Here is a 24,945-nt window from a genome sequence, read left to right as displayed (position 1 = left end):
AACCGGCTTGCTGAATATTAACACGTTGATCTGTTTTTAACTGTCCCTCGGATAAGTTAATACTAGCTGACATAAATTGTACCATCATCCCATCATTCGTCGTAATCGTGAATGGCTTATTCAACTGTAAAAAACCATTAATGTTATCGTAAACCCCCCCTTGTGCGACGAGAAAAACCTGTCTTTGTTGGCCCATAAATGCTCTAGCTGTAATGTTTTGCAACCCAATCATTCCAGCGTGGGTATGATCTTGAAATGCCTTTTCTGCTTTAAGCCAATAAGGTTCATGAGCACGCGTATACCCTTCTAATTTTGGATTGAGCATCGTCAAATTCATCACGCCACTTTCTCCATTATTCAAAGGCATAGAATCAGAAGTAACGGGAACCAAGAAAAACGTAAACCAGCAAAAAACCAGCGCTGAAATCAACGCTAAGAGAGGTAAAAAAATTTTTAATATGCTAATGCGACGCGAATGACGGGATGCTTTTTTTAAAACATCTCCAAAAGATGATTGCGTTGAAAAGGCTTTATAATGATTGTGTACGGACATACTCTCCTGATCTCTTAAATCCTCCGCATTTTTAATCTGTATACCCTTTATAGAAGGTATTTTCAAATTTTGTTTCTTGCAATTTGTTTTTTCTTGATTTTATTTTGCTTTTATCCGTTTATATATTGTAATATGCATGGAGTGCACAATTACAAAATTTTTTTGTGTGAAAGTGAGGCTATTGTGGTAAAATCAGAGCTTGTACAAATTATCGCTCGTCATAACCCGCATCTTTTTCAACGGGATGTGGAGAATATTGTAAACGCTATTTTTGAGGAAATTGCAACAGCACTTGCAAATGGCAATCGCGTTGAACTTCGTGGATTTGGAGCTTTTTCTGTAAAAAGCCGTTCAGCCCGTAATGGACGTAATCCACGAACAGGTGAAGCCGTTTCTGTTGAAGAAAAGTGGATTCCTTTTTTTAAAACTGGCAAGGATTTACGCGACCGTCTTAATCAGTGAGAAACTTATGATAATTAAACGTATTCTTCTAACAAGTATCGGTGTGATTCTCGCAGCGGTTTTGATTGTTTTTATCGTGGCTAATCGTCAAATGGTTCCGTTAACCCTTGATCCTTTTCGAGCAAATCCTGAAAGTTTTACTTATCATGCTCCCCTCTTTATATGGCTCTTTATTTTCTTTAGTTTTGGTATTTTATTAGGAAATCTGATCAGTTGGTTTTCCTATCACAAATACAAAAAAGCTCTCAAAAAAAGTAAAGCCGAGATTGAAAAATTGAAAACATCTATCACAAATCTGGTGTAATGGTATTTAAATGAAATCTTTTCTCTTTAGTATTTTATATTCAGTACAGAGTTAAAAGTGCTCTTTTTCTTTTTTTATACATGTTTTAATTGACTTTAGCTTTTTTGCACTTTTACGAAACATTTAAGAGCTTTATAATATATTTTTATACCTCATATACCGTGATACAAAACATGCCTGCACAATGCTTTCAATTCTCCCATAACAATAGATATCCGCAGGAAAAGCTGCCCCTTATTTTAGAAACGGGTATAAGCGAAAACTATGCTCTCATTGATTCTGGTCATGGACAAAAATTAGAACGTTATGGAGCTTACCGCATTATTCGACCAGAAGGTCAAGCACTATGGAAACCCGCTTTACCACAAAAACAATGGGCTGATGTTGATGCTATTTTCACAGGAAACCTTGATGAAGAAGGGGTTGGGCGTTGGCATTTTCCTAAAAAGCCACTTGATGAAACATGGGTTCTTGCTTGGAATGGATTGTCTTTTCTAGGCCGTTTTACTTCCTTTCGTCATGTGGGGGTTTTTCCTGAACAAGATGCCCATTGGCGCTCTATGGAAGAACAAATTGTTAAAGCCGAACGCCCTATAAAATTGTTGAATCTTTTTGGCTATACAGGTATTGCCTCTTTGATTGGAGCACGAGCGGGTGCGAATGTTACCCATGTTGATGCTTCTAAAAAAGCCATTGCGTGGGCAAAAGCTAATCAAGAAAGAGCAGGATTACCAGATCATTCTATTCGCTGGATTTGCGATGATGCTATGAAATTTGTCGAGCGTGAACTGCGTCGTAAAAAAAGCTATGATATGATTCTTCTTGATCCCCCTGCTTATGGGCGTGGACCCCATGGTGAAATTTGGCAACTGTTTGATCATTTACCCGCCATGATCACAAATTGTCGTAAACTTCTCTCTGATAAACCGCTCTCTGTTGTCCTTACAGCTTATTCTATTCGTGCTTCCTTCTTTGCACTTCATGCTTTAATGCGTGATGCATTTGTAAATCTTGGTGGTACGGTCGAATCAGGAGAACTCATTTTGCGTGAAGAAGTTGCAGGACGTGCTCTTTCTACTTCTCTTTTTAGCCGTTGGATTGCTTGAATATGTGTAGACCCAAAACTGGTAGAGTGAAAGAAATTACCTCTCTTAGCAACCCCATCATAAAAAATCTTAAAGCACTTAGCCAAAAGAAAAACCGTAATAGAGAAGGTCTTTTCATGGCAGAAGGATTGAAATTGGTCATTGATGCTCTCAATCTTGGCTGGACAATACAGACGCTTATTTTTTCTAAAAGTGAAATCGGTAATGCTACTATCGAAAATACTGCCGCACGTGCTGTAGCCAACGGTGGTTTTGTTATTAAAGCCTCACAAAAGGTTATGGAATCACTTACCCGACGCGATAATCCACAAACAGTTATTGGTATTTTCAAGCAAAAATGGCACTCTTTTGAAATGATAAAAGGGCAGATTAAAGATGTTTACATCGCGCTTGATCGTGTACGTGATCCTGGAAACCTTGGTACCATTATTCGAACCGCTGATGCTGTAGGTGCTAAAGGTGTTATTTTAATTGGCGAGACAACAGACCCTTTCTCGCCTGAAACAGTCCGCGCAACCATGGGATCTATTTTCTCTGTACCACTTTATCGTTTTGATGAAAACGGCTTTTTAAACTGGTCTTCTCACTTTAAAGGCATGATCGTTGGCACGCATCTCAAAGGATCTCTGGATTATCGGACACTTGATTTCAAAAATGGTCCTGTTATCCTTTTAATGGGGAATGAAAAACAGGGATTATCAGATCTTCTTACGAATCGGTGTGATAAACTTACGCGTATTCCACAAAGCGGACGAGCAGACTCGCTTAATCTAGCTGTAGCAACAGCTGTTATGCTTTATGAAATCCGTCGCCCCTATTTAATACTGGAACCATGTGAGGAAAAACATGATTCGTAAATCACTCCCTTTTCTTCTCTTGGGCTTGGCTTTTACAGTAGTACTTGATCAAGCTGTCAAATACTGGGTTATGCACAATATGCCTTTAGGAACAGAAATTTCGCTTATTCCTTTTCTTTCCCTTTATCATGTGCGCAATTCTGGCATTGCATTTTCGTTTTTTTCTTCCTTTTCTCAGTGGGGAATCATCGCCATCACGATCATTGTGATTATCTTTCTTCTATGGTTATGGAAAAATACTGAATATAATAAGTCTTTAATGCGCTTTGGCCTTATTCTTATTATTGGGGGAGCCATCGGCAATCTCATTGATCGTATTCGCTTTCATCATGTCACTGATTATATACTTTTTCATATTGATGATATTTTTTATTTTGCTATTTTCAACCTTGCAGATAGTTTTATCACTCTCGGTGTTATTGCCATCCTTATTGAAGAATTGCGTACTTGGATGAAAGCAAGGCGTCATTCCAATAGTACATCTTCTCACTGATATGTTCAGTGCCTTAGAAAACAGAGATTATTGACCATCACAAGTCTGATTACGCATTGATTTCTCTTAATCAATTCTTGTTGCTCGTCATTTCACGTGTTTCTCTTCATGGGACTATAAGATCTTACTTTCTTTTCAACTTTACATTTCTACACTTAGTTAGTGCAAAAGAAATGAACTCAAATAGAATCAATATTTTTTATCCATGTGTCCTACATCACAATTTTTGAGGAGACATTTCACAGCATTCGAAGTTCTGTTTATTTGATTAGAACAATTGCTTTTCGTATGTTTTTTAGTTTTTACAGATATCGATTTTACAGAGCCTTTCTTAAGTGCTTCGTTTAAAAACTCTCCTTTTTTATTTTATATATTGTTTAATAAAAAACATTTTTTCAACTATTTTCAATGGTGTCTTGTTAAAGCAACATATTGATTATAAATATAAATTACCGTTTTTCATATTGAATAAAAGCCCTTACTATCCTAAATCTCTTTTATTTGGAATCTGTTCATGTTGAATCCATTAAAACAATGTCTCTTGCAAGACACAAGTCAATAATCTTGATTGATTTAATATGAACAGATTTTCAACCAGAGAATCTTGCGATATTCGGAGTATCATTTAGCATTCAAAAAGACAATTTATCATTATACATCAATATATTATAAAAAATCCAATTCAATAGCTCTTATAACCGTGCAAAACAGATGCAATATTGGAGGTTGAAATAGTGTGATGATACTTGCCGCTCTTCTCATAAACGCAAAAATAGTGAATATTTTATAAGGGATTGTATTACATAATTTCTGTGAAAATAGAAAAAATTTTGAGTGTAGTCTTTTTATCTTGCAAAAATATGGCAAAAAATGGGAATATTTTTTATTAAAATGAACTATTTCCTTACCAATTTGTAAGGTTCCTTCTTCATATAAATCTCTTGTAATTTTTAAATAAATCTCCATAATAAGAGCATATATGCTGGAATTCTGTCAGTGATTCTTAAGGGTTTTTGTATTTGCCCAATTAAGGCTTATACCAAGCTTATCTGTGTAATGACAGAGACACCTTTAAAGCCCTATACCTGACAGAACATATGCTAAAGGATTTTATATTATGGCTAATTTTAAAGATTTACGTTCGGCACCTGCTTCTCATGCCGATGCATCAATTGATCAGGGATTACGCGACTATATGTTGGGTGTCTACAATGCAATGGCCATTGGTTTGCTTATTACAGCTGCTGCCGCTTATGCAATTGTATCATTAGCAACGACAACAGATATGAGCCAAGCAGCAGCTCAAATCAATAGCAGTGTTTATCTAACACCATTTGGAGTAACATTTTATACATCGCCATTCTCTTATATTGTTATGTTTGCACCACTCATAGCAGTCTTATTTCTCAGTTTTAAAATTAATACATTGAGCACAAATGCTGCTCGTAGTCTCTTTTTTGGTTATGCTGCTCTGGTTGGTCTTTCACTGTCTTCAATCGTTTTGCGCTATACGACAGAAAGTGTTGTGCAAACCTTTGTCATTTCCGCCGCAACTTTTGGAGCTCTTTCACTTTATGGATACACAACAAAGCGTGATCTCACAGCAATCGGTTCATTCTTATTCATTGGATTGATCGGCTTGTTGCTTTCCATGATTGTGAACATTTTTCTTGGATCAAGCGCTTTGCAGTTTGCTATCTCTGTGATTGGTGTTTTTATCTTTGCTGGTTTAACAGCCTACGATACCCAGAGCATTAAGTTGATGTATTATGAAGGAGATGAAAGCGATACCAGAGGACGTAAAGTTATTATGGGCGCGCTGAATCTTTATCTTGATTTCATCAATATGTTTGTCTTCTTGCTACAGTTTCTTGGCTCAAACCGTGATTGATTGCAAAAATCATTACTTAATTAAAGAACCTTGTTTCTAAAAGAAACAAGGTTCTTTTGTTTTTAGTGTAAATCTTTACCCTCTGCTTCTTAGAAACTATTCTTTTCGCAAAATGACAAAAATCCCTTATAAGCAAAAATTCCCTTGGTTTACCGGTTTTATCCAACAAAAACTCCATAGCTCCTTTTTAAATACAATTCACAGCCGCTCTCATCATCAATCAAACATCGTCAATCAAAATAGTAATTATGATCTGACCGTTGCTTCCTATAATGTGCATAAATGTGTAGGTGTTGATAAAGTTTTTAATCCTACAAGAATTGTCCGTGTTATTACTGAATTACAAGTTGATATCCTTGCTCTTCAAGAAGCAGATAAACGTTTTGGGGAACGCATCGGTTTGATTAATCTTCAGCTATTAAAAGCTGAAACCGGTTTGATTCCTGTACCTCTTAATACTATGTCACCTCATGGCCATGGTTGGCATGGGAATGCTCTTTTTTTGCGAAAGGGATATGTACGTAATACTTTACAAGTCACTCTTCCTAGTATTGAACCACGTGGGGCTGTAATTGTAGAGTTGGAAATGGCAGCAGGACCTATTCGTATTATTGCGGCTCATTTTGGATTATTACGTTACTCTCGTAAACAACAAACAAAAATGCTCCTTGAAATTTTCCAAAAACGCCCCCTTATGCCTACACTCCTCATAGGAGATTTTAATGAATGGCGAATGGGAAAAGGCTCATCTTTAAATCATTTTTCTCCCTATTTTGATAGCACTTTTGAAGTTGTACCAAGCTTTCCCTCTCGTTTTCCTTTGTTAGCCCTTGATAGAGTTTTTTCTTTTCCCCACCAATTGGTAACAAGTATTGAAAATCATTATTCACCACTTGCACGCATTGCTTCAGATCATTTGCCTATCAAAGCCTATCTTAATCTTTCCAACGCAATCAATATTCTTAAAAATAAATAAAAAAATTAATGTGCCTCATCCCAATTTTGAGCCGTCATAACTTTTACTTCAAGCGGTACAGATAAAGATAGAACCGGTATTGTAGCATTTTCCATAACATTTTTAACAACAGTCATGGTTTTTTTACTTTCTTCTTCTGGTACTTCAAAAATCAGTTCATCATGAACTTGCAGCAACATTTTTGCTGATAGTTTTTCTGCTTTTAAAGCATCTTCCATATGTATCATAGCGCGGCGAATAATATCGGCCGCAGAACCTTGAATTGGAGCATTGATAGCTGCCCGCTCATTAAGAGAACGAATTTTTACATTCTTTGCTTTTATTTCTGGATAATGGATACGACGTCCAAAAATTGTTTCTACATAACCATTTTCACGTGCAAAGATTTTGGTCTTCTCCATATAATCTTTAATTCCTGGAAATCTTTCAAAATACAGTTGAATATAACGACCCGCTTCTTGGCGTGAAATTCCCAATTGATTGGCTAATCCAAAAGCTGAAATACCATAAATAATACCAAAATTAATCGCTTTTGCACGCCGTCGTATATCTGAATGCATTCCTTCTATCGCAACACCAAACATTTGTGATGCCGTTATAGCGTGAATATCATGCCCTTTAGCAAAAGCTTCTTTTAATGCTTTTATATCCGCAATATGTGCAAGAATGCGCAACTCAATCTGACTATAATCAGCAGAAAGTAACACATGTCCTTTGGGAGCAATAAAAGCTGTTCGAATTTTACGTCCTTCAGCAGTTCGCACTGGAATATTTTGCAAATTTGGCTCTGATGATGATAACCGACCAGTTGATGTTATTGCCAAAGAATAATTCGTGTGAACTCGCCCTGTTTTTGAAAAAATATAAGAAGGCAAGGCATCTGTATAGGTAGATTTTAGCTTTGAAAGTTGACGCCACTCAATAATTTTACGCGGTAAAATATGACCTTCAGCAGCCAACTCTTCTAAGGTCTGTGCAGAAGTTGACCATTGTCCACCCTTTGTTTTAGCGCCTCCAGGCAATCCCATTTTGCCAAAAAGGATATCCCCTAATTGCTTTGGCGAAGCAAGATTAAACTTTTCATCAGCTTGTTTGTAAATTTCCTCTTCTAGAATCAAAGCAGCTTGTGCCAACTCTCCTGAAAGACGCAATAAAATCTGCCGATCAATAAGAATCCCCCGTTCTTCCATTCTTGCAAGAACTTCTACAAGAGGTCTATCAAGACGCTCATAAATTTTTGTCATTCCACGAGCAACAAGTTGCGGTTTCAATACTTGCCAAAGACGTAGCTTTATATCAGCATCTTCCGCCGCATAAAGGGTTGCTTGTTTTAAATCTACTTGTGCAAAAGAAGTAATTTTTTTCCCGTTATGCGTTAAATCTTTATAGGCAATTGGTTTATGCTCAAGCCAACGTTCAGACAAATCATCCATATTATGGGTTAACATTCCAGCATCAAAAGCATATGATAAAAGCATGGTGTCGTCAAAAGAGCTTATCATAATGTCGTATTGCTTCATCACCAACCAATCATATTTTATATTATGACCAATTTTTAACACCGCTGAATCTTCTAATATCGGTTTTAAAAGTGCTAAAGCTTTTCGAGCCCCAATCTGTGAAGCAATGCGCCCGCCCCTCAAAAGGTCCTCTTCTCCTTCATCAAAATGTTCAAGAGGTATATAAGCTGCTTTTTCCGGCTGTAATGCGAGTGAAAAACCAACAAGCTTTGCTTGCATCGGATCAAGAGATGTTGTTTTAGTATCAAAAGCGAAAAAACCCTGCTCTTGTGCTTGTGATAACCAGTCTTTTAAAATTTCCTCATCAAGAATTGTTGTATAAGCATCTCTTGTAATTTTTTGAGTCAGCGCTTGATCTTTACGTTCTTGTGCAAAAACTTGTGGAGAATTTTCAGAAAAATTATGAAGGGATGCGCGCTCAGTATTCTTGATATCAGAATCATGCCTGATATCAGAATCATTCCTGGGGCTTAGTTTTTCCCATTCAACATTTATATCAAGTGCGTCAATAACAGCTGCATCGCATGTTGTTGCCTCTGCCACGCGACGCGTTAATGTTGAAAACTCCATCGCTTTCAAAAAAGCAATTAAACGTGGACCATCTTGTGGCTCCAAAATAAAATCATCTAAATCATTATCTATAGGAACATCTGTTTTAAGCCTGACAAGTTCACGAGATATTTTAACTTGTTCTCTATAAGCTTGAATGTTTTCACGTCGTTTTGTTTGTTTAATTTCTGTTACGTTTTGCAATAGAAGATCAAGAGAACCAAATTCATTTAACAACTGAGCTGCAGTTTTTGGACCAATGCCTGGAATACCCGGTACATTATCCGTTGAATCTCCAATTAATGCTTGTAAATCAATCATTTTTTCAGGCGCAACACCCCATTTTTCTATAACTTCTGAGATACCTATATGCTTATCTTTCATTCCATCATACAAAGATACATGCGTATTTACGAGTTGCATAAGATCCTTATCGGAAGAAATAATGGTTGTTTTTGCCCCAACCTTTGTTGCCAACTTTGCATAGGTAGCAATTAAATCATCCGCTTCAAAGCCTTCCTTTTCAATACAAGGCAAATTAAAAGCCTTCGTTGCTTGGCGTATTAGCGCGAATTGAGGAATTAGATCTTCAGGAGGTTCAACGCGATTCGCTTTATATTCAGGATAAATTTGTTTCCGAAAAGTATCAGATGAATAATCAAAAATAACAGCAAAATGTGTTGGAACAACACCCGTAGCTGTATTACGAGCATCACAAAGTAATTTCCATAACATATTGCAAAAACCAGCTACTGCTCCTACAGGAAGTCCATCCTTTTTACGTTTTAAAGGCGGCAAAGCATAATAAGCACGAAAAATATAGCCTGATCCGTCAACCAAAAAAAGATGATCTGTTGCTTTCATGACAATTTTTTCTCCATTTCAGCTAAAAAAGCAAATTAACCTTATATATTTTTTCACTTTGCCTCTAAAAAGCCATTTTTTCTCTTCATAAGACGTGAAGTCGTTGCACTTTATATTAAGTACCTAGAGCTTTTCTTTGCTGTTACAGGATTAATAGCTTTCATTTTGCTCCTCCTATGATAGCTGAGGTACGATGTAGCGACAGGGTCGTTGTGGTGTTCCCCTCCCCACAACGACCGTTTTTTTTTGACATCGATATTCTTTAATTTCAATCGTGACTCTTTTAGATAAAAGATGATGTTATTCATGAATTTTGAAGTTATTCCACAGAGCTTTTTCACCCATTTTGTAGATAAAATCAGCGTGTAACTTTTTTTCTTGCATACTCAATCTTGAAGGTAAAGCCTGCGGGCGAATTTTAACGGCATAAGATGTATCTTTATCGTTCTGGATATGTTCATCAATACCCCTTCTGTTATCAAAACCCAATACACCTTGCTTTCCACCGATGAGCTCAATATAAACATCGGCTAGAATCTCTGCATCAAGCAAAGCACCATGAAGAACACGATGGCTGTTATCAATTCCAAAACGTTTGCATAAAATATCAAGAGAATTAGGACCCATAGGAAATTTACGCCGCGCCATAGCCAATGTATCAAGAATATTATCAACACTGATAAGCGGTTTGTTGACGCGTTTTAATTCTGCATTAATAAAACCAATATCAAAACTCGCATTATGCGCAATCATTGTCGCGTCTTTGATAAATTCCAAAAATTCATCAACAATATCACTAAAACTTTTCTCGTTTTTCAAGCGTTCATTGGTTAATCCGTGAATTGCTACAACTTCATCAGGAATAATAACGCCTTCAGGGTTTAAATAAACATGAAATTGGCGTCCTGTGAGATAACGATCAACCATTTCTACACAACCAATTTCGATTATGCGATCTTTCTCTTTATCTAAACCTGTTGTTTCTGTATCAAAAATAATTTCACGCATAATTTTAATTCTTTAGCAATTTTTTTATCACATCAAAAACCTGTTGACGTGTATTCTCTAAATCTTTCCCTGTATCAATAATAAAATCAGCGCGTTCTCGTTTTTTTTCATCTGGCATTTGTTGAGCGTTGATAAAGGCAAATTTTTTCTCATTCATACCTTGGCGAATCATTACACGTTCTTTTTGTATTTCTGGTGGAGCAGAAACAACAATAACGCTATCCACACGACTTTCACCATTTTTTTCAAACAGAAGTGGAATATCAAGAATAACTAATTTTTTCCCTTGTTCACGCGCTATATCAATAAATTCCCTTTCTTTTTCTTGCACCAAAGGATGAATTATTTTTTCTAATGTTTGTAATTTTTCTTTATCATCAATCAAAATTTCAGAAAGTTTCAAACGGTTAACTTCTCCGTTTTCAACCACACCAGGAAAAATACGCTCTATGAATGACAAAGCTGGCTCACTTTTATAAAGCTGTTGTACTGCTTCATCAGCACTAAAAACAGAAATACCCGCTTGCTTGAAAAAATCAGCAACTGTTGATTTTCCCATAGCAATTGATCCCGTTAATCCTATGATCTTCATTCTCTTTTTTCACTCATATCCTCTAAAATAGCTGTCCGTAACGCTTTTGTTACCTGTGGTCTTATTCCGAACCACTGTTCAAACCCTATAACAGCCTGATGTAGAAGCATCCCAAGTCCATCAACCGTCTTGAGATCACAAGCCTTTGCCTGTTGTAAAAAAGGAGTTATCAATGGTGTATAAATAATATCTGTTACTAATGCCGTTTTTTTTGCTTTATGAAAATCGCAAAAAAAAGAATCACTTTTTTCTTCTGGACTTTTTATGCCAATAGAGGTTGTATTAACAATCAAATCAGCTTGATGAAGTATTTCATGGATTTTATGCCAATCGTAAACTTTAATGATTTTTCCAAAATGCTGAGCTAAATTATCAGCACGTTGTTTTGTACGGTTAATTAAATAAATCTGTTCAAATCCGCGTCTTTTTAAGGCATATATGATAGCGCGTGCGGCACCACCTGCTCCAAAAACAAGAGCTGTTTCCCCTCCCCAATCAGATACAAAATCATCAAGATTAGCGCTAAAACCATAGGCATCACTATTCGTGGCACAAAGCTTATCTCCTTCATACCAAAGTGTATTAACAGCACCAATCATTGTTGCTCTCTCATCTTTATAATCTGCTAAACGAAAAGCTTCCTGTTTATAAGGCAAAGTAACATTTCCTCCACAAAAGCCTATTTTTTGTAAAGACGCAATAAAATGACTGAACTCTTCAGATGTTACTTCTTGTGCAAGATATTCTCCTTGTAAACCATATTGTTTAAGCCAAAAATTGTGAATTCTTGGCGATTTTGAATGATGAATTGGAGAACCAACAACAAAAGCACGCGGATAATTTGTTTTTTTTATTGTTAAGTCAACCATCAATAATTCCTAAGTGGCGCAGTTTTATGAGTAGAGGCAGCAAAGGTAAACCAACAATGGTAAAAAAATCTCCTTCAATTTTTTCAAAGAGATGAATTCCTTCTCCTTCAATTTGATATACTCCCACGCTGTTTAAAACATCTTTTCCTACGCGTGCTAAATAACGTTCAATAAATTCTGATGAGAGTAAACGGACGGACATATGTGCACTAAAAGCTTCAACCCAAATTTTTTGACCATTTTTAAATAAAGCTACCGCACTATGAAGAGAATGGGTTTTTCCTGATAATTCACATAAATGTTGATGTGCTTCTTTAATATTTGTTGCTTTGTGAAAAACTTGACCTTCAAAATCAAGAACTTGATCACAACCAATAACGAAAGCATCAGGAAAACGGTCTGAAACATTTTTTGCTTTTGCGCTCGCAAGAAAACAGCTGAGTTCTTTAGGTGTTTTTTCTTTTGCTTTTTTTTCTACTTCTCTTTCATCAAAAGAAGCTCCTTCAATGGAAAAATTTAAGCCTGCTTTTTTTAATAATTTTGCACGATAAAAACTAAGAGATGCTAATATTAAAGTATCTGCGTTCATGAGAATTTTCTCTCATTTCCTTCACGAAATCGTGATAACAGTTCAAATATTGCAGCAGCAGTTTCTTCAATAGAACGTCTTGTGACATCAATAATAGGCCAACCAAAACGTTCGCAAATGCGTTTTGCATGGATTAATTCTTCAGCTATGTTGATACGATTAGTATAATTATCAAGAGCAAAACCTTCTCCTAAATCTCTATTTTGACGAATATGTGAGATTCTTTCAGCTGAAGCAATTAAACCAATAATTAAAGAATTTTTTACCTCTAAAAGAGATTCTGGCAAATCAATTCCTGGAATAAGAGGAACATTAGCCGTTTTGATTCCGCGATTTGCTAAATAGATGCTTGTTGGTGTTTTAGAGGTTCTTGAAATTCCCACAAGGATCACATCTGCTTCGGATAAGCTACTGGAAGACTGTCCATCATCATGCTCTATTGTAAAATCCAGTGCCTCAATACGGCGAAAATAATCTGCATTAAGATCATGTTGTGCGCTCGCACGTAAATGTGTTGGCATTCCAAGGTAAGACTGAAAAGCATTTAAAACAGGATGCAATATATCAATACAGGGAACTTCTATTTTTTTGCATTTTTTTTGAAGGAGTAGTTTAAGTTCTTCATCAATCATTGTGTAAAGAACAATACCTGGCTCTTGTTGTATTTCATCAAGAGCTTTCTGTAACTGTATTCTATTACGAATCATAGGATAGATATGCTCTGTTGCCTGAATCATTGCATATTGCGATGCTACAGCTCTTCCAACAGAAATTAATGTTTCTCCTGTTGCATCAGAAAGCATGTGTAAATGAAAGAATTTTTTTTCTTTTGTCACAAAAATTTTAACTCCTTGTTAAGACATGTGTATATATCCTCACCGTTTTTTATAAAACTAAAATTTATGAAAAATTCTCCTTTTTTATGCACAAATTAAATGCTTGTGATAATTTAATCCCTCTTATAAAAAAAGAGGGGATAATATCTTTAAGATAGTGATATTTTTATTCTTTTTTCAGTTCCTTTTGTGGATAAAATTGAGGATAAATAATAATCCACACTAAACACAGTTATAAATAAGAATAATCCTTTCTTTAATATAAATTTATTAATATAAATTTCTGTAAAAAATACTTTTGAATAGCATTTCATTAATGCTATAATCCTAACTCACATTTTTGTTATTAAAATAATTAAATACTATTTGGATTTTATATTTTTTCAAGTTTTTCATATAATTACTTAATATTACAGGAACAAATTTCATATAAATGGTACTTGCAGATTAAAAAAATTGAGTGTAGGATATTTTTTCTTAATAATATTTCACTCATAAATTTCCATAAATTATTTAGAACAATCTTCTCCTTAATTACAAAGAGCATATTTCATGCAAAAAATGAAACTACAAGAACTTAAAAGCAAAAATCCCGTTGAGCTTGTTTCTTTTGCTGAAACATTAGAAGTTGAAAATGCCTCCCTTATGCGCAAACAAGAATTAATGTTTGCTATCTTGAAAAAACTTGCTCTACAAGACGTTGAAATTATAGGAGAAGGTGTTGTTGAAGTTTTACAAGACGGATTTGGATTTTTGAGATCTGCTGATGCTAATTATCTTCCTGGTCCTGATGATATTTATCTTTCACCTGCACAAATACAGTCGTTTTCTTTAAAAACAGGCGATACAATTGAAGGTCCCATACGCAGTCCAAAAGAGGGAGAACGTTATTTTGCTCTCCTTAAAATTAATACAATTAATTTCGAAAAACCTGAAAAGATTCGTTATAAAATCCACTTTGATAATCTTACTCCTCTTTATTCAAATGAACGTTTCCAAATGGAAATACAAGATCCTACAGAGAAAGATATGTCATCACGCGTGATTGATTTGATATCTCCATTGGGAAAAGGACAAAGAGGGTTAATTGTAGCTCCTCCTCGGACGGGAAAAACAGTTTTACTTCAAAATATTGCTCATTCTATTACCACTAATCATCCTGAATGTTATCTCATTGTTCTTTTAATTGATGAACGACCAGAAGAAGTTACTGATATGCAGCGTTCAGTAAAAGGAGAAGTGGTTTCTTCTACTTTTGATGAACCTGCAATACGTCACGTACAAGTGGCAGAAATGGTTATTGAAAAAGCCAAACGTCTTGTTGAATATGGGCGTGATGTTGTTATTCTTCTCGATTCTATTACACGTCTTGGGCGTGCATATAATACAGTTGTTCCTTCTTCAGGTAAAGTTTTAACAGGTGGTGTGGATGCAAATGCCCTCCAGCGTCCAAAGCGTTTTTTTGGTGCAGCACGTAATATTGAAGAAGGCGGATCTTTAACCATTATTGCAACGGCTTTGATTGATACAGGAAGTCGTATGGATGAGGTTATTTTTGAAGAATTTAAAGGAACAGGTAATTCGGAAATTGTTCTTGATCGAAAAGTTGCTGATAAACGTATTTTCCCTGCTATGGATATTTTAAAGTCAGGAACGCGTAAGGAAGAACTTCTGGTAGAACGACAAGATTTACACAAAATTTTTGTTCTTCGTCGTATTTTAGCATCTATGAATGTAACAGATGCAATTGAATTTTTGATTGATAAATTAAAGCAAACAAAAAACAATAGTGAATTTTTTGATTCAATGAATACGTAGAGTCATTAAAGTTTTTATTAGGATAAAACCTGTGGATACAATCTTTGCTGTTTCGAGTGGATTGTTACCTTCAGGGGTTGCAGTCATTCGGCTTTCTGGTCCTCATGTTGTGGATATAGTTAAAACGCTTTGTGGTCGTTTACCTAAAGCACGTTTTATGCATTATGGAAATCTTACTGCTCGTGATGGTAGTTTTTTAGATTCTGGTTTAACTGTTTTTTTTCCTGCTCCTCATAGTTTTACGGGGGAAGATTGTGCAGAATTCCATTTACATGGAGGAAAAGCAGTCGTTAATCGTTTTCTCGATGAATTGTCGACATTTTCTGGATGCCGTATTGCAGAAGCAGGTGAATTTTCACGTCGTGCTTTTATGGAAGGAAAATTAGATCTTGTTCAAGCAGAAGGTCTTGCTGATTTAATAGAAGCAGAAACGGAAAGCCAACGGCGTTTAGCTGTTATGGGTACAAGTGGACATTTAACGACGCTTTATCGTGATTGGCGTCATAAGCTTATGAAGGCGCGTGCTTTTATTGAGGCAGAACTTGATTTTGTTGATGAAGCAGATATTCCCAACGCAATATCTGATAAAGTTTGGAAAGATGTTCAGGATCTTTGTACTTCTATTCGGGAATATATTACTGAAGGAGAACGTGCGAGTATTTTACGTGATGGATTAAAAATTGTTATTGCTGGTGCTCCAAATTCTGGAAAATCAAGCATTATGAATCGTCTTTCAGGAAGATCTGTTGCTATTGTAACGGAAGAAGCAGGAACAACCCGTGATGCTTTAGAAATGAGAATTATTCTTGGTGGTTTACCTGTTTTTTTAACCGATACTGCTGGTTTTAGAAAAACAGAAAATAAAATAGAACAGATGGGAATAGAAATTGCTAAACAGCATGTTAGGGAAGCTGATTTGGTTATTTTGGTTTATGATATAAGAAATCCTAAGCAAGTTGATTTACCAGAAACATCGGCTGAAATATGGTGTGTTGGCAATAAGCTTGATCTTTATGAAAAAAATGATCAGCGTTGGTCTATACAATTTTCCGCATTAACTGGTTTAAATTTTGATTATTTTATAAAAGAACTTGAATCATTTTGTCATTATCGTGCTTCTAAAATTGGAAATATTGTTCCAGCACGTAAAAGGCAACTTCAATTATTAAAGCAGGCTGTTAAAGAGATTGAATTTTCTCTTAATTATCATTCTCTTGATCTCAGTTTACGTGCAGAACATCTCCGTTGTGCAAGTGATTTTCTTGGGAAAATTACAGGAGATATTGATGTTGAAGATTTGCTTGATATTATTTTTTCAGAATTTTGTGTTGGTAAATAATGATTCACGTGAAACATTGATTATTTCATAGACAGATTATAAAGATTATGTAATTTATATCCTGTTTCACGTGAAACCTTAGAATATTTTCTACGGAATGAATTAAATGCAATCATATGATGTTGTTATTGTTGGTGGTGGTCATGCTGGCTGTGAAGCGGCTTCAGCTTCAGCACGTGTAGGAGCCAAAACAGCGCTTGTTACACATAAAATATCAGCACTGGGAACAATGTCGTGTAATCCTGCTATTGGTGGACTTGGAAAAGGGCATCTAGTTCGTGAAATAGATGCGTTAGATGGTCTTATGGGAAGAGCAGCAGATGCTGCTGGAATTCAGTTTAGACTACTTAATAGACGTAAAGGACCGGCAGTAAGAGGACCACGAACACAGGCAGATAGACAACTTTATAAAAAAGCAATTCAAAAATTATTAAAAGAACAAGAAAATCTTACTCTTATTGAGGATGAAGTTATTGATCTGGTTGTTAAAGATAATTGTGTATCAGGTGTTATTTTAAAAAAACAAGGAACAATTTTTTCTGGTGCTGTTGTTTTAACAACAGGTACGTTTTTAAATGGCTTTATTCATATTGGTAATAAAACATGGGCTGCTGGTCGTATGGGAGATCAGTCAAGTGTAAAACTTGCTGAACATTTGAAAAAATATCATATAAAACTTGGACGATTAAAAACAGGAACCCCTGCTCGTTTGAGTAAAAAAACAATTGCTTGGGAAGCTCTCCAAAAACAACAAGCAGATGAAAATCCCATACCCTTTTCTCTTTTAACAGAGAAAATTGAACAACCACAAATTGAATGTGCAATAACACGTACAAATGAGAAAACACATCAAATTATTCGCGAGAATATTTATCGCTCTGCTTTATATTCTGGAAATATTGAAGGGTTAGGACCACGTTATTGTCCTTCTGTTGAAGATAAAATTGTTAAATTTGGAGAACGTGATGGACATCAGATCTTTTTGGAACCAGAAGGATTAAATGATGATACTGTTTATCCAAATGGTCTTTCTACTTCTCTTCCTGAAGATGTACAAATTTCTCTATTGAAAACCATTGAAGGATTGGAAAATGCTATAGTTTTGCAACCTGGTTATGCTATTGAATATGATTTTGTTAATCCACAACAATTAACGAGAAACTTAGAATTACGTTCTTTACCGGGTTTGTTCTTAGCAGGCCAAATTAATGGTACAACAGGATATGAAGAAGCAGCAGCACAAGGACTTTTAGCTGGATTAAATGCTGCACGTAAAGTAGGTAAATTAGATGAAATACTTATAAGTCGTTCTACTGCTTATATTGGTGTTATGATTGATGATTTGGTTTCACGTGGTGTTTGTGAACCTTATAGGATGTTTACATCACGTGCTGAATTTCGTTTATCTTTACGATCTGATAATGCTGATACGCGTTTAACACCTTTGGCACAAAAATGGGGTATTGTGAGTAAAATACGTTGGGAATGTTATCAGAAAAAACAACAACGGCTTGATCAAGCACGATCAATATGTCAAAATCTTTTTTTAACACCCAATGAAGCTTCTGCTCATGGATTACATGTTAATCATGATGGAATTCGGCGTTCGGCTTATGATTTTCTTGCTTATCCTCATATGACCTTAGAGCGTCTTTCAGATTTTTGGCCACAATTAAAAACAATTGATTCTAAAACAGCAGAATCTTTAGAAATTGAAGCACAATATGCGGTTTATTTAGATAAACAAGCACAAGATATTGCCTCTCTTCAGAGAGATGAGCGTTTAGAAATTCCTTCTTCTCTCGATGTTCAGGCAATTTCAGGTCTTTCAAATGAACTTAAATCAAAAATTCAAGAAGTGTCGCCGCGTTCAATTGCTGATGCACAAAAAATTGATGGCATGACACCCGCCGCGTTATCGCTTATTATTACACATATTCAACGTCAACGACGTGAAAAGGCTAAAACAGCTTAATGAATTTTTCTACAGAAAAAAAATATCAACAATTATTAAATATTGTTCCTTCTGTTTCACGTGAAACGATGGAAAATTTAATTCAGTTTGAGTCTTTAATACTTCAGTGGAATGCACATATTAATTTGATATCTGCTACAACTATACCAGATCTATGGACACGACATATTCTAGATTCAGCACAAATTTTTCCTTTGTATGCTCATTCTTTACATTGGTGTGATTTAGGATCAGGAGGAGGTTTTCCTGCAATTGTGATTGCTATCTTTTTGAAAGAAAAAAAAGCAGGACATATTAATCTTGTTGAAAGTAATGGGAAAAAAGTTGCTTTTTTGCGAACAGTTATTGCTCAACTTAATCTTCCAGCAACGGTTTATCACGCTAGAATTGAAGATATATATCAAAAAATTCCCATATCTGATATTATAACAGCACGGGGATTAGCGCCGCTTGATACTCTTTTACAACTCATTTTTCCTTTATTAACAGAAAAAACAATAGCTCTTTTGCAAAAAGGTCGGGATTACGCTACAGAAATAAAAAATGCCTCTGCCAATTGGCACTTTGATCTGTTAAAACATAAAAGTAAAGTTGATGAAAATTCTGTTATTTTGGAAATTTCTCATATTCGATCATATAGAGGGTAGAGCAAAATGAGCGAAACACGAATTATCGCTATTGCAAACCAAAAGGGTGGAGTCGGAAAAACAACCACAGCAATTAATCTTGCTACAGCTTTAGCGGCTATTGGTGAAAATGTCCTTATTATGGATGTTGATCCACAAGGTAATGCTAGTACAGGTTTAGGGATTGATCGTAATAGCCGTCCTTTATCTTCTTATGATGTTTTGGTTTCGGGCGTTTCAATTACACAGGCGGCTTTAAAAACAGCCGTACCCAATCTTTATATAGTTCCCTCTACACTTGATCTCTTAGGTGTGGAAATGGAAATTTCTTCATCAAAAGATCGCATACAACGCTTACGTAAAGCTCTCTATGATGATCCGGAAATGGAAAAAAAATTCAATTATATTTTAATTGATTGTCCTCCCTCCCTTAATCTTTTAACACTTAATGCTATGGGGGCTGCGGATTCTGTTTTAGTGCCTATGCAGTGTGAATTTTTAGCACTTGAAGGTTTAAGTCAATTACTTGAAACAGTAAAACAAGTGCGATCCGTACTTAATCCATCTTTAGAGATCCAAGGTATTGTTCTAACAATGTATGATGGACGTAATAACCTTTCAAATCAAGTTGTTGAAGATGTACGTTCTTTTATGGGAGATAAAGTTTATCGTACTGTTATTCCACGAAATGTAAGAGTATCAGAAGCGCCTTCTTTTGGCAAACCTGTATTGCTTTATGATCTTAAATGTGCTGGGAGCCAAGCTTATTTGCGTCTAGCATCAGAAATGATTCAACGTGAAAAACAAGCACGTGCTGCTGCTTAAAAATGTAAAATTTTTTGTAAGAAAACTCAAAGAGCAAAATTATGAACGATGATCTATCAAAAAAAAGACTAGGACGTGGATTAGCGGCATTGATTGGAGATATCAATTTAAACAACAATATTGCACGTTCATCAAGCTTTGATAAATTAAATGAATCCGGTAGTCTTTCTGAGCGATTTATTTCTATTGAATCTATTTCATGTAATCCTCACAATCCTCGGCGTCATTTTACTGAAACAGAGCTTGATAATTTGACACAATCAATTCGTCAACACGGTGTGGTTCAACCGGTTATTGTGAGGCCTTTAAGAGATCATCCTCATCGGTTTGAATTGATTGCGGGTGAACGGCGCTGGCGTGCAGCACAACGTGCAAATTTAAGTCAATTACCCGTTATTATTCGTGATGTGGACGATAAAACGGCTTTGGAATTGGCAATTATTGAAAATGTTCAACGTGCAGATCTTAATCCTATCGAAGAAGCAAAGGGATATGAGATGCTTCTAAATGAACATGATTATACGCAAGTAGATTTAGCGCAAGTTATAGGAAAAAGTCGTAGTCATGTTGCAAATACGCTTCGTTTGTTAAAACTTCCAGAAAAAGTACAACAATTCTTAACTGATGGACAACTTTCTGCAGGTCATGCACGTTGTCTTATAACCGTTGATGATCCACAAAATTTAGCTGAGAAAATTATTCGTGAAGGGCTTTCAGTACGTCAAACAGAAATACTTGCATATGAGCAAGCTAATCCTAAAACTAAAAAGCGTACCAATACGGAGAAAGATGCTGAAACAAAATCTTTAGAAAAATTACTTGCAGATGTGATAGGAATGAAAGTTATTATTCGACATGGTAAAAAAGGTGGAGATTTAAAAATACATTACTCTTCATTAGAACAATTAGATGAAATTTGTCGGCGTTTACAAAGTTAATCAATTGTTCTAAAAAGATTTTTTTAACAGTTATCTTTTAAAATTTTTATTATTCTATACATATGCTCTTTAGCAAATTCTATATTTCTTGCAGGTAAAGAGTTTTTTTCATAAGTAGAATTTTCTTCATCAGTAAGTACATACAATGTCGCTTGAAGTGCTAGGTGAGCAACAACAAAATCTTTCGGTGTTATATTATTTTCTTTTAAAATATTTACAAGTTTTGGATTATTAAAAATATAGGAAGCGTATTTTTCAATATTATCATCATAAGTACTGAGATCACTTTTTGTATTTGTTTGTTCTGGTTCTGAAGATAAATTTCTACATTCTGCTTTGATTTTTTCCAGCTTTAAAAGAATATCTTCTGTTAAGGGATAATTTGCAATGAAAGGCGGTATAAAAGAAGGATCATCTATTTCTTGTTTTTTTTCTTGAGCGTATGATACAAAAGGAAAAATGAAGAAAAAACACAATAGAAGTTTAAACATGACGAAAAATTATCCTTTCTTTTTTGAATTTCAATAAATATTTTTCCGTCTGTTATTCTTTATTTTTAGAAAAACATTTGTAAATATAATCGAAATAAAAACAATTATTAGGAATGGTAAAAACACGGTGTTTTTTTAATGCACGTACTTTTTTATTAGATTAATGGGATAATATTTTTTAATGTCTCATAGCTGATTAGTTGCTCAAAATGAGTTTTTCACAGCTATTTAAAAGAATTGTTGCTTTGTAAAAATGTTTTTTAACAAATTCAAGATTGTTTAGAAATATAGTATTTTTCTCAGTAGAATATTCCTTTTCAGGTACAAATATGAGAAGCGCTGATATTTCTTTAAGTGCTGAGGTTCCCGCAGCAAAATCTTTCGGTGTTATATTATTTTCTTTTAAAATATTCACAAGTTTTGGTTTACTAGAAATATAGGTAGTGTAGTTTTCAATACTAGAGTGGATACTAGAATCATAAGTTATAAGATTATTTTTTGTTTCTGGAAGTAAGTTTTTACATTCTTTTTCAATTTTTTCCAGCTTTAAAAGAAAATCTTCTGTTAAGGGATAATTTGCAATGAGAGGTGCTATAAGAGAAGAATTATCTGTTTCCTTTTCCTCTGCCATTGTTTGTTGAATATGTATCACGAAAAGAAAAAGCAGGAACAAACGTAATACGAACTTACGCATGGTTAAAAATTGTCCTTTCTTCTTCGAACTTCAGCAAAAACTTCTTCATCTGTTTTTTCTTCCATTACAAGGTTCTTTCGCAATACACTATCATCCCAGCGGAGAAAGGGATTGGTGGCTTTTTCTTGCCCTAAGGTTACTGGTAAAGTCATAGCGTTTTTTGCACGTAGCAAAAAAACTTCCTCTATTCTTTGGTGGAGTTTTTTATTATGTGGGTCAATTGTTAGTGCGAAAAGAGCGTTATTTTTTGTATATTCGTGTCCACAATAGAGAAGTGTTTCATCAGGAAGTTTACGAAGTTTTTTTAAAGAATTCAGCATTTGTGCTGGTTTTCCTTCGAAAAGACGTCCACAGCCCAATGAAAAAAGTGTATCTCCAGCAAAGAGTAAATTCTTTTCAGGAAAATAGTAAGATAATGCGCCTAGAGTATGACCAGGTGTTGAAAGAGCTAAAAGAAGGAGTGAGCCAAAAGAAAAACTTTCATCAGGTTGAAGTGTTTTATCAAGATGATTGATCTTTTCTTTTTCTGCTTCTGGTCCGATAACCGTAGCGTTGTAAACTTGTTTTAATTCTGATAGGGCTTCTACATGGTCGTGATGATGATGAGTTACAAAAATAGTGTTAAGTGTCCAATTGTGGCGCTTTAAGGCATTGTGAATCGCTTTGCCTTCAGGAGCATCTATTGCAGCTGTCATACCACTTTTTTCATCATGAAGGAGTACACCGAAATTGTCTTCTCGACAAATAAACTGTTCAATCAACATATTTTTTTCTCCCGAACAGTGTTTGGCGATGAATCTATAAAATAATCGGTAGTGATGATTTTTTTAAGAATCAGATTTGTCCTCTTCTGTAAAAAGTCCTTTTGAATGTTTTATAATTATAGGCATTTGGGTAAGCATGAAAAGGACTGTTATAGGCATGACGCCAAATACTTTGAAACTTGTCCAGAAATTATCGCTAAAATTACGCCAAATTATTTCATTCAAAATGGCAAGAAAAATGAAAAAAAACGCCCAACGATAGGTAAGTTTTTGCCAACCTAAATCATCAAGTTTTAAGGTAGAATCAAGAGCATAACGTAAAAGTGGTTTTTTAAAAAACATCCCTCCAAAAAGTATAAAAGCAAATAAGCTATTAATGATTGTTGGTTTCATTTTTATGAAAGTTTCATTATGAAGCCAGAGAGTTAGAAAGCCAAAAACTAAAACAAATATTCCTGAAATAAGAGGCATAATAGGAATTTGTCTTGCAAGGATCCATGATAAGCTTAGGGAAATAATAATAGCCACCATAAAAATAGCTGTTGCAGGGAAAATAGGCTTACTAAAATTTTGAAAAAATCCAATGTTTTTTATCAGCCATTCTCCCTTATAATTGGCAAAAAAGAAGGCAACCAATGGACCCATTTCCAAAAGAAACTTAAGTGTTGGTGAGAGAGAAATTTTTTTATTGTTATTCATCTTTTTTTCAGAATTATTGTGTAAATTAAGATTAGATAAAGGCTGTTTCATGCGTGTTTTCCTGCAATAGTTTCGGCAAAGTCAGAAGCAGAAAAGGGTTGAAGGTCTTCAATATCTTCTCCTATACCGATAAAATAAACGGGTAATTTATATTTTGCTGCGATAGCGACAAGAATTCCTCCTCGTGCAGTCCCATCTAGCTTTGTCATAACTAAACCATTAACACCAGCAATATCACTGAAAATGTCCACTTGGTTGAGTGCATTTTGTCCGGTTGTTGCATCAAGAGTTTGAAGGATTGTGTGGGGTGCTTGGGGGGTGTGTTTTTTTAAAACACGAATAATTTTTGCCAACTCATCCATTAATTCAGATTTATTTTGTAAACGCCCTGCTGTATCAATAATTAATACATCACTGTTTGTTTTTTTTGCTTTTTCATAAGCATCAAATGCTAAGCTGGCGGCATCTGCACCCAATTTTGTCGAAATAACAGGAGAATTGGTACGTTCACCCCAAATGTGTAGTTGCTCAATAGCAGCGGCTCGGAAAGTATCACCTGCTGCCAGCATAACTTTTAATCCCCCTTCTGTTAATTTGGCTGAAAGTTTTCCAATAGTTGTCGTTTTTCCAGTGCCATTTACACCTACCAGCAAAATAACATGAGGTTTATGGCTGAGATCAAGTTCTAATGGTATTGCAACAGGTTCCAGAACTTTTTTGACCTCATCAGCTACAATAGTATGAATATCATTTGGGGAGAGGTTTTTTCCGTAACGACTGGAAGCTAAAGTATTTGTGATGCGTGTTGCCGTCTCTACACCTATGTCAGCTTGGATAAGAATATCTTCGAGCTCTTGCAGTGTATCTTCATCAAGTTTTCTTTTAACAAAGAGATCGCCAATTGATCCGCTTAGGCGTTGTGAAGAAAGGGATAGGCCTTTTTTAAGGCGCCCAAACCACGCTGTCTTTTTTTGTTCAACAGAAGGTTCAGATAAAATTTCTTCATTCTTTTTTTCACGGATGTTGTCTGTGACAATAATTTTACCAGAAAAGGGAATTTTATCAGAATGGGATTCTAGAAATGGAGATTTTTCATCATATTTTGTAAGTATTGACTCTGGATTTTTTGTTTGTTCTTCTTTTTCTGTGTTTATAGAGATTTGATTATTTTTTGTCTTTTCATTTTTGTCTTTATTTTCTTCTATTATATCGCTTTTATCAGGAATAGAAATCTGTTGTTCAATTTCTTGCTCTTGAGATTTGTTAAAAGAGAATATTTTTTTTATAAAAGATTTAGTCATAAGAAT

25 protein-coding genes are annotated in these 24,945 nt (G+C 35.1%); 13 read left to right on the top strand and 12 right to left on the bottom strand.

The features are described 5' to 3' along the window. On the bottom strand, nt 1-553 hold a 553-nt coding region (locus ACFIL3_RS01460), incomplete at its 3' end, for an LPS export ABC transporter periplasmic protein LptC (RefSeq protein WP_375681784.1). Nucleotides 554-736: 183 nt separating this feature from the next. Here ACFIL3_RS01460 and ihfB point away from each other — a divergent pair. The 7 genes from ihfB to ACFIL3_RS01425 all read left to right on the top strand — a co-directional run bounded on the left by ihfB (nt 737) and on the right by ACFIL3_RS01425 (nt 6,642). Continuing rightward, on the top strand, nt 737-1,015 hold the full coding sequence (gene ihfB / locus ACFIL3_RS01455; protein WP_273790186.1) for an integration host factor subunit beta: 279 nt from the start codon (nt 737-739) through the stop codon (nt 1,013-1,015). A 7-nt stretch (nt 1,016-1,022) separates the two neighbouring features. Beyond that, nucleotides 1,023-1,319: a lipopolysaccharide assembly protein LapA domain-containing protein gene (locus tag ACFIL3_RS01450; RefSeq protein WP_375681783.1), complete on the top strand. Its 297-nt coding sequence runs from the start codon at nt 1,023-1,025 to the stop codon at nt 1,317-1,319. Nucleotides 1,320-1,492: 173 nt separating this feature from the next. Then, nucleotides 1,493-2,425, top strand: a complete 933-nt coding sequence (locus tag ACFIL3_RS01445; RefSeq protein ID WP_375611350.1) for a class I SAM-dependent methyltransferase — start codon at nt 1,493-1,495, stop codon at nt 2,423-2,425. A 2-nt stretch (nt 2,426-2,427) separates the two neighbouring features. Then, nucleotides 2,428-3,282: a TrmH family RNA methyltransferase gene (locus ACFIL3_RS01440; RefSeq protein WP_375668167.1), complete on the top strand. Its 855-nt coding sequence runs from the start codon at nt 2,428-2,430 to the stop codon at nt 3,280-3,282. Then, on the top strand, nt 3,272-3,775 hold the full coding sequence (gene lspA / locus ACFIL3_RS01435) for a signal peptidase II (protein ID WP_375611348.1): 504 nt from the start codon (nt 3,272-3,274) through the stop codon (nt 3,773-3,775). The genes ACFIL3_RS01440 and lspA overlap by 11 nt, the downstream gene beginning before the upstream one ends. Nucleotides 3,776-4,892: 1,117 nt before the next feature. Next, entirely contained in the window at nt 4,893-5,666 is a 774-nt protein-coding gene (locus ACFIL3_RS01430) for a Bax inhibitor-1/YccA family protein (protein ID WP_375611347.1), read from the top strand. Nucleotides 5,667-5,778: 112 nt separating this feature from the next. Beyond that, nucleotides 5,779-6,642: an endonuclease/exonuclease/phosphatase family protein gene (locus ACFIL3_RS01425; protein ID WP_375681782.1), complete on the top strand. Its 864-nt coding sequence runs from the start codon at nt 5,779-5,781 to the stop codon at nt 6,640-6,642. 5 nt (nt 6,643-6,647) lie between these two features. Here ACFIL3_RS01425 and polA read toward each other — a convergent pair whose 3' ends face one another. The 6 genes from polA to ACFIL3_RS01395 form a co-directional block, all read right to left on the bottom strand. Continuing rightward, nucleotides 6,648-9,575, bottom strand: coding sequence for a DNA polymerase I (gene polA / locus ACFIL3_RS01420; RefSeq protein WP_375638144.1), 2,928 nt, complete (start codon nt 9,573-9,575; stop codon nt 6,648-6,650). A gap of 300 nt (nt 9,576-9,875) precedes the next feature. After that, nucleotides 9,876-10,583 (bottom strand): DNA polymerase III subunit epsilon, encoded by a 708-nt coding sequence (gene dnaQ / locus ACFIL3_RS01415; protein ID WP_375629128.1) that lies wholly within the window; start codon nt 10,581-10,583, stop codon nt 9,876-9,878. A 4-nt stretch (nt 10,584-10,587) separates the two neighbouring features. Beyond that, the gene (gene coaE / locus ACFIL3_RS01410; RefSeq protein WP_375612770.1) at nt 10,588-11,175 is read right to left on the bottom strand and encodes a dephospho-CoA kinase; all 588 of its coding nucleotides are present in this window, start codon (nt 11,173-11,175) and stop codon (nt 10,588-10,590) included. Continuing rightward, a complete protein-coding gene (locus tag ACFIL3_RS01405; protein ID WP_375629126.1) occupies nt 11,172-12,044 on the bottom strand; it encodes a shikimate dehydrogenase in 873 nt (290 codons plus the stop codon). Before ACFIL3_RS01405 ends, coaE begins: the two co-directional genes overlap by 4 nt. Further along, nucleotides 12,037-12,633: a Maf family nucleotide pyrophosphatase gene (locus tag ACFIL3_RS01400; protein ID WP_375681781.1), complete on the bottom strand. Its 597-nt coding sequence runs from the start codon at nt 12,631-12,633 to the stop codon at nt 12,037-12,039. The genes ACFIL3_RS01405 and ACFIL3_RS01400 overlap by 8 nt, the downstream gene beginning before the upstream one ends. Further along, nucleotides 12,630-13,469 carry a pyruvate, water dikinase regulatory protein gene (locus tag ACFIL3_RS01395; RefSeq protein WP_375612767.1) on the bottom strand — a complete coding sequence of 280 codons (840 nt, stop codon included), beginning with the start codon at nt 13,467-13,469 and terminating at the stop codon, nt 12,630-12,632. The genes ACFIL3_RS01400 and ACFIL3_RS01395 overlap by 4 nt, the downstream gene beginning before the upstream one ends. A 552-nt stretch (nt 13,470-14,021) precedes the next feature. Here ACFIL3_RS01395 and rho point away from each other — a divergent pair. The 6 genes from rho to ACFIL3_RS01365 all read left to right on the top strand — a co-directional run bounded on the left by rho (nt 14,022) and on the right by ACFIL3_RS01365 (nt 20,990). After that, nucleotides 14,022-15,287 (top strand): transcription termination factor Rho, encoded by a 1,266-nt coding sequence (rho, locus tag ACFIL3_RS01390; RefSeq protein ID WP_015857121.1) that lies wholly within the window; start codon nt 14,022-14,024, stop codon nt 15,285-15,287. A 31-nt stretch (nt 15,288-15,318) separates the two neighbouring features. Beyond that, a complete protein-coding gene (gene mnmE, locus ACFIL3_RS01385; protein ID WP_375638143.1) occupies nt 15,319-16,626 on the top strand; it encodes a tRNA uridine-5-carboxymethylaminomethyl(34) synthesis GTPase MnmE in 1,308 nt (435 codons plus the stop codon). A 106-nt stretch (nt 16,627-16,732) separates the two neighbouring features. Then, nucleotides 16,733-18,601, top strand: a complete 1,869-nt coding sequence (gene mnmG, locus ACFIL3_RS01380) for a tRNA uridine-5-carboxymethylaminomethyl(34) synthesis enzyme MnmG (RefSeq protein WP_375639846.1) — start codon at nt 16,733-16,735, stop codon at nt 18,599-18,601. Beyond that, nucleotides 18,601-19,248 (top strand): 16S rRNA (guanine(527)-N(7))-methyltransferase RsmG, encoded by a 648-nt coding sequence (gene rsmG, locus ACFIL3_RS01375; protein ID WP_375611339.1) that lies wholly within the window; start codon nt 18,601-18,603, stop codon nt 19,246-19,248. Before mnmG ends, rsmG begins: the two co-directional genes overlap by 1 nt. A gap of 6 nt (nt 19,249-19,254) precedes the next feature. Next, nucleotides 19,255-20,052, top strand: coding sequence for a ParA family protein (locus ACFIL3_RS01370; RefSeq protein WP_273790170.1), 798 nt, complete (start codon nt 19,255-19,257; stop codon nt 20,050-20,052). Between the two features lie 41 nt (nt 20,053-20,093). Beyond that, nucleotides 20,094-20,990 (top strand): ParB/RepB/Spo0J family partition protein, encoded by an 897-nt coding sequence (locus ACFIL3_RS01365; protein WP_375612765.1) that lies wholly within the window; start codon nt 20,094-20,096, stop codon nt 20,988-20,990. Nucleotides 20,991-21,013: 23 nt separating this feature from the next. On the opposite strand, the gene ACFIL3_RS01360 is transcribed toward ACFIL3_RS01365, so the two are convergent. From ACFIL3_RS01360 to ftsY, 5 genes are all read right to left on the bottom strand, one after another. Beyond that, the gene (locus ACFIL3_RS01360; RefSeq protein WP_375611337.1) at nt 21,014-21,481 is read right to left on the bottom strand and encodes a hypothetical protein; all 468 of its coding nucleotides are present in this window, start codon (nt 21,479-21,481) and stop codon (nt 21,014-21,016) included. A 196-nt stretch (nt 21,482-21,677) separates the two neighbouring features. Beyond that, a complete protein-coding gene (locus ACFIL3_RS01355) occupies nt 21,678-22,175 on the bottom strand; it encodes a hypothetical protein (protein ID WP_375638140.1) in 498 nt (165 codons plus the stop codon). A 2-nt stretch (nt 22,176-22,177) separates the two neighbouring features. Next, a complete protein-coding gene (gloB, locus tag ACFIL3_RS01350; protein ID WP_375628534.1) occupies nt 22,178-22,939 on the bottom strand; it encodes a hydroxyacylglutathione hydrolase in 762 nt (253 codons plus the stop codon). A 63-nt stretch (nt 22,940-23,002) separates the two neighbouring features. After that, complete coding sequence (locus ACFIL3_RS01345; protein ID WP_375620900.1) at nt 23,003-23,689, bottom strand: septation protein A; 687 nt, start codon at nt 23,687-23,689, stop codon at nt 23,003-23,005. Further along, nucleotides 23,686-24,939, bottom strand: a complete 1,254-nt coding sequence (gene ftsY, locus ACFIL3_RS01340) for a signal recognition particle-docking protein FtsY (RefSeq protein ID WP_375671704.1) — start codon at nt 24,937-24,939, stop codon at nt 23,686-23,688. Before ftsY ends, ACFIL3_RS01345 begins: the two co-directional genes overlap by 4 nt. Nucleotides 24,940-24,945: the final 6 nt, after the last annotated feature.

Source organism: Bartonella sp. CE47NXGY (genome assembly GCF_042195415.1).
GTDB lineage: Bacteria > Pseudomonadota > Alphaproteobacteria > Rhizobiales > Rhizobiaceae > Bartonella.
This window is presented reverse-complemented; position numbering and strand designations above follow the sequence as displayed.

Excerpts from the sequence above, each read along its gene's own strand:
- ACFIL3_RS01405 (WP_375629126.1), bottom strand. The coding sequence starts at position 12,044 with ATGGTTGACTTAACAATAAAAAAAACAAATTATCCGCGTGCTTTTGTT.
- ACFIL3_RS01425 (WP_375681782.1), top strand. The coding sequence starts at position 5,779 with ATGACAAAAATCCCTTATAAGCAAAAATTCCCTTGGTTTACCGGTTTT.
- mnmG (WP_375639846.1), top strand. The coding sequence starts at position 16,733 with ATGCAATCATATGATGTTGTTATTGTTGGTGGTGGTCATGCTGGCTGT.
- lspA (WP_375611348.1), top strand. The coding sequence starts at position 3,272 with ATGATTCGTAAATCACTCCCTTTTCTTCTCTTGGGCTTGGCTTTTACA.
- ACFIL3_RS01370 (WP_273790170.1), top strand. The coding sequence starts at position 19,255 with ATGAGCGAAACACGAATTATCGCTATTGCAAACCAAAAGGGTGGAGTC.
- ACFIL3_RS01450 (WP_375681783.1), top strand. The coding sequence starts at position 1,023 with ATGATAATTAAACGTATTCTTCTAACAAGTATCGGTGTGATTCTCGCA.
- gloB (WP_375628534.1), bottom strand. The coding sequence starts at position 22,939 with ATGTTGATTGAACAGTTTATTTGTCGAGAAGACAATTTCGGTGTACTC.
- ACFIL3_RS01430 (WP_375611347.1), top strand. The coding sequence starts at position 4,893 with ATGGCTAATTTTAAAGATTTACGTTCGGCACCTGCTTCTCATGCCGAT.
- ACFIL3_RS01440 (WP_375668167.1), top strand. The coding sequence starts at position 2,428 with ATGTGTAGACCCAAAACTGGTAGAGTGAAAGAAATTACCTCTCTTAGC.
- ACFIL3_RS01365 (WP_375612765.1), top strand. The coding sequence starts at position 20,094 with ATGAACGATGATCTATCAAAAAAAAGACTAGGACGTGGATTAGCGGCA.
- rho (WP_015857121.1), top strand. The coding sequence starts at position 14,022 with ATGCAAAAAATGAAACTACAAGAACTTAAAAGCAAAAATCCCGTTGAG.
- ACFIL3_RS01400 (WP_375681781.1), bottom strand. The coding sequence starts at position 12,633 with ATGAACGCAGATACTTTAATATTAGCATCTCTTAGTTTTTATCGTGCA.
- ACFIL3_RS01355 (WP_375638140.1), bottom strand. The coding sequence starts at position 22,175 with ATGCGTAAGTTCGTATTACGTTTGTTCCTGCTTTTTCTTTTCGTGATA.
- ACFIL3_RS01345 (WP_375620900.1), bottom strand. The coding sequence starts at position 23,689 with ATGAAACAGCCTTTATCTAATCTTAATTTACACAATAATTCTGAAAAA.
- rsmG (WP_375611339.1), top strand. The coding sequence starts at position 18,601 with ATGAATTTTTCTACAGAAAAAAAATATCAACAATTATTAAATATTGTT.
- ftsY (WP_375671704.1), bottom strand. The coding sequence starts at position 24,939 with ATGACTAAATCTTTTATAAAAAAAATATTCTCTTTTAACAAATCTCAA.
- ACFIL3_RS01445 (WP_375611350.1), top strand. The coding sequence starts at position 1,493 with ATGCCTGCACAATGCTTTCAATTCTCCCATAACAATAGATATCCGCAG.
- ACFIL3_RS01360 (WP_375611337.1), bottom strand. The coding sequence starts at position 21,481 with ATGTTTAAACTTCTATTGTGTTTTTTCTTCATTTTTCCTTTTGTATCA.
- coaE (WP_375612770.1), bottom strand. The coding sequence starts at position 11,175 with ATGAAGATCATAGGATTAACGGGATCAATTGCTATGGGAAAATCAACA.
- polA (WP_375638144.1), bottom strand. The coding sequence starts at position 9,575 with ATGAAAGCAACAGATCATCTTTTTTTGGTTGACGGATCAGGCTATATT.
- dnaQ (WP_375629128.1), bottom strand. The coding sequence starts at position 10,583 with ATGCGTGAAATTATTTTTGATACAGAAACAACAGGTTTAGATAAAGAG.